Here is a 4,365-nt window from a genome sequence, read left to right on the forward strand (position 1 = left end):
TGAGGGATGTCGTCTAGTTGGTTTTCTGAGTGTTGTCTGGGTGTCGCCGGTGTGTGGGGGTTGCGGTGTTTCGTCGTGGTGTGGCGTGGTTGCTTGCTGTGGTGTTGGTGGTGGTGGCGCCGGGGTTGTTGGTGTTGCCTGCGGCGGTGGCTGCGGATCCGGTGGTGGAGAACGTGGTGTCGTTCTCGGATGTGCCGGCCGAGTCGCAGTTCGCGACGGAGATTTCGTGGTTGGCCGCGTCGGGTATTTCCACGGGTTGGGATGCCGGGTCAGGGGTGCGGCAGTACCGTCCGTTGGAGTCCATTGCCCGGGACGCGATGGCCGCGTTCCTGTACCGGCACGCCGGGTCCCCTGCGTTCACAGCCCCTTCGGCGTCTCCGTTTACTGATGTTCCGGTTGGGGCAGCGTTCTATAAGGAGATCACCTGGCTGGCCTCCAAGGGCATTTCCACCGGCTGGGATGTTGGTGGCGGGAAGCGTGAGTATCGTCCGTTGTCCCCGATCGCCCGTGATGCGATGGCCGCGTTCTTGTACCGGTACGCGGACAAACCAGCCTTCACCGCCCCTTCTGTTTCTCCTTTCGGTGATGTGCCCGCCGGTGGCGGGTTCTATACCGAGATCACCTGGCTGGCCGCGTCCGGTATTTCCACGGGCTGGGATGTGGGTAACGGGGTGCGGGAATACCGGCCGTTGAACGGGATCGCCCGGGATGCGATGGCCGCGTTCCTGTACCGGTACGCAGGACAGAAAGAACCCGCCGACCCTGAGAACCCGGCCGCAGGGACCGTCACGGTAGCCCCGGACGTTGAAATCCTGGAACCGGCCCAACTCCAAACCGCACAAGTCACCAGCAACACGGTGGTCCTGCCCTCGGATCAGGCAACGGACATCAAACCCAACGACGTCCTCGTCTCCGGTATCACTACAGGCACCCCGGACGGGTTGCTCGCCCGGGTGGTCCAGGTTGTCCGGGACCCGGGCGGGACCACCTTGGTGAAGACCAAACCGGCCACCGTGCCCGAGGCCGTGGTCTCCACCGGAGGTTTGCTCGAAGTCACCGGCACCCCGGTGAGCTCCGAGTTCATCCCCGCGCCCGACGTCGTCGTTGAACCAGATGCGGCCCCGACCGCAACAAAACCGGACATGGCGCGGCCGTTCGCCGAAACTTCGAAGGACGTATTCAACAAGTCCATGACGTTCAAGAAGACCGTCAAGGGCGAGTTCGGCAAACCGGACGCACCCTTGACCGGTAATGGCTCGGTGACCTTGAAGTCGTCGGTGACGGCGAAGGCCACGGCGAAGATGACGCTCGACGTCGGCTTCCTGCAGTTGAAGGAAGCCTCGGTAGTGGTGACGCCGTCGGTGAAGGCCGAGCATTCCGTCACGGCCGAGGGGTCTTTGAAGGGCCAGGTGACGTCGAAGCTTGGTGAGCTGAATGCGGCGTTCACGTTCATGGCCGGTCCGGTTCCGGTGGTGGTGACCGCCGAGGCCGAGATGAATGCAAACTTCTCCCTGGACGGGAACGCCAACGTGGTGTTCTCCTCATCCCAGACCGTCACCAGCAACCACGGATTCAAATACAACAACGGCGCATTCAGCCTGGTCAACGACAAACCCACCACCGCAGGAATCCAGAACGAGTACAAAGCCTCCGCCTCACTGACCGCAAGAGCATCCCTGGACTTCGACGCCACCATCAAGCTCTACGGCGTCGCTGGGATCACTTTCGGAATGGGGCCGTACGCGACCACCACCATCACCGTTACCGCTGCCAGCGGGGAACAGCTCTCCTGGACCTGCCCCTTGGAACTCGGCGTCGAAGGCCGGCTCGGCGTGACGGCAGGCATCGAGATTATGGGCTTCAACCTCGGCGAGTGGGAAGCCACAGTAACCAAGTCATGGCCCCTGTTCACTGCAAACCCCTGCCAAGGCACCACTGTCATCCAGCCCCCACCAACAAACCCCACCCCGACCCCGACTCCCACACCGGAGCCCGAGCCGACTGAGGGGAATAGTCAGCGATACCTGACGGGAGGGTACATGGGAGTCGGTTATGAGGTTCAGGTCGATGGAACTGTCCGTTCGTGGGGCAGGAACGACTCCGGCCAACTGGGGGCAGGCAGCATGCCTTGGCGGAGTCTGCCGGGACCCGTACCTGGCCTCAGCGGGGTCAAATCCGTGGCCGCCGGTTATCAGACTGCCTACGCCATCAAGTCGGATGGCACTGTTTGGGCATGGGGTGACAATTCCACAAATCAGCTCGGTGACGGAACAACCGATTCACGCTCAACACCTGCCCGCATCCAAGGAATTAGCGACGTGATCGATGTAGCGGCGACCTATTACGGGGCCATTGCGCTCAAGAAGGACGGGTCGGTGTGGGCATGGGGCCTGTACACAATGGGGGCGGACGCCATGCATGCAGAGATTCGTCCCGTGCCGCAACCACTATCGGGGCTTTCAAGCATTAAGGCCATCGCTGCAGGGTCAAGTTCGAACTATGCACTTAAGAGTGATGGAACGGTATGGGCATGGGGTGACAACGGCTCAGGACAGCTTGGCGATGGCACGACGACTGAGCGACTGACTCCTGTGAAGGTCAGCAACCTCGCCAGCGTCAAATCCATCTCGGCTGGAAACGGCACTGCTTATGCACTGCAAACGGATGGCACGGCGCGGGCTTGGGGAAGCAACAGCTGGGGGCAGCTCGGCGATGGCACCACAACCTGGCGTTCACTGCCCGTGACAATTGCCGGCCTGTCCGGCGTCGCAGCTCTTGAGGGTGGCGACGGAAACGGCTACGCCCTCATGAAAGACGGGACAGTCCGCGGTTGGGGTTATAACAAACTGGGTGCCGTTGGAAGTGGGGATACCGCGGAGCGGCACCTCCCCACTCCCGTGGTAGGTGTCACCGGTGCAGTTGCCGTTTCCGCCGGATCCGCTTGTGCCTACGTCGTACTGGGAAACGGTGATGCTTTGGCGTGGGGTTGGAACGAATTTGGACAGTTAGGTGACGGGACATACGAAAACCGGGCCAGACCAGTTGCGTTCGGGGTGCAAGGCTCACCGCTGTAAATCTGCTGATGGCTTAGAACTCTCTCGCACCGGTCCAGACCATCAGATGACGACGCCGGAGGCCAGGTTGAAATCCCAACCTGACCTCCGGCGTCGCTCTTTTCATGCGAAGAGGCGGCTACCGCCGCTTAGTTGTTCATGTACTTCTGGTGGTACCGGTACATGAACGCTGCCATGGCATCGCGGTTCACTGGGACGAGTGGCTGGAACGTTTTGGAGCCGTCCGCAGCGGTCCAGCCAGTGGAGATGCCGGCACCGGACAACCAACTGATTTCGGCGTGGAACTGTGCGCCCGGCGGCACGTCAACGAAGACCTGGGAATCCACGAACGCCGGTTTCCCGGCAAAGCGGTACATGAACGCGGCCATAGCGTCGCGATTCACAGGTTGTACCGGCCGGAATGTTTTGGAACCGTTCGCTTCGATCCAGCCCGTCGAAATCCCTTGGGACGCCAACCACGTGATCTCTTTGTAGAACTGTGTGCTGGGCGTGATGTCCGCGAACGGAGACACTGCCGGAGCGTTGAATGCGGGTGAACCGGCAAGCCGGTACATGAACGCTGCCATCGCATCCCTGTTCACTGCCTGAACAGGACGGAACGACTTGGAACCATCGGCCTCCGTCCAGCCGGTGGAAATTCCCTGAGCAGCCAACCACGAAATCTCATCAAAGAACTGAGCACCGACGGGAAGATCCGCGAACACTACCGGAGCCGGGGTGGTCTTGAAGAGCTGCGACCATTCAGTCACGGTACCTTCAGCGAGGACGTAATCCGTCATAGCCCTTGCGGTGATCGTTACTGTGCCGGAGCCCGGGTACGTCCCTGCAGCGACAACGTTCCCGCCGACCAGGTACTCAACACCTTCTGTCGCAGGAATCGTGTACGTGTCGTCCTTCGTCCCATCAACATCCGCGAACGTCACCGGAGCCGGGGTCACCACGAACGGGGTCGCTTTGAACACCTGCGACCACTCAGACGTCGCGTCCTCGGCAAGAACGTAGTCCGTTATTGCCTTGGCGGTGACCGTTACCGTCCCGGAGCCCGGGTACTTCCCAGCCGCGACAACGTTCCCGCCGACCAGGTACTCAACACCTTCTGTCGCAGGAATCGTATACGTGTCGTCCTTCGTCCCATCAACATCCGCGAACGTCACGGGAGCCGGGGTTACGACGAACGGGGTCGCCTTGAACACCTGCGACCACTCAGACGTCGCGCCCTCGGCGAGCACGTAATCCGTCAGTGCCTTGGCGGTGACCGTCACCGTCCCGGAACCCGGGTACTTCCCAGCCG

General features: G+C 61.5%; 2 protein-coding genes. One reads left to right on the top strand and one right to left on the bottom strand.

Annotation, left to right across the window (positions count from 1 at the left end; all coding sequences use genetic code 11):
• Nucleotides 1-317 precede the first annotated feature (317 nt).
• A complete protein-coding gene (locus AC1RJY_RS15855) occupies nucleotides 318-3,074 on the top strand; it encodes an RCC1 domain-containing protein (protein ID WP_498602797.1) in 2,757 nt (918 codons plus the stop codon).
• Between the two features lie 128 nt (nucleotides 3,075-3,202).
• Here AC1RJY_RS15855 and AC1RJY_RS15860 read toward each other — a convergent pair whose 3' ends face one another.
• Nucleotides 3,203-4,303 (bottom strand): S-layer homology domain-containing protein, encoded by a 1,101-nt coding sequence (locus AC1RJY_RS15860; RefSeq protein WP_498602798.1) that lies wholly within the window; start codon nucleotides 4,301-4,303, stop codon nucleotides 3,203-3,205.
• Between the last annotated feature and the right edge of the window lie 62 nt (nucleotides 4,304-4,365).

The organism is Arthrobacter sp. GW822-FHT05G07 (assembly GCF_058799755.1).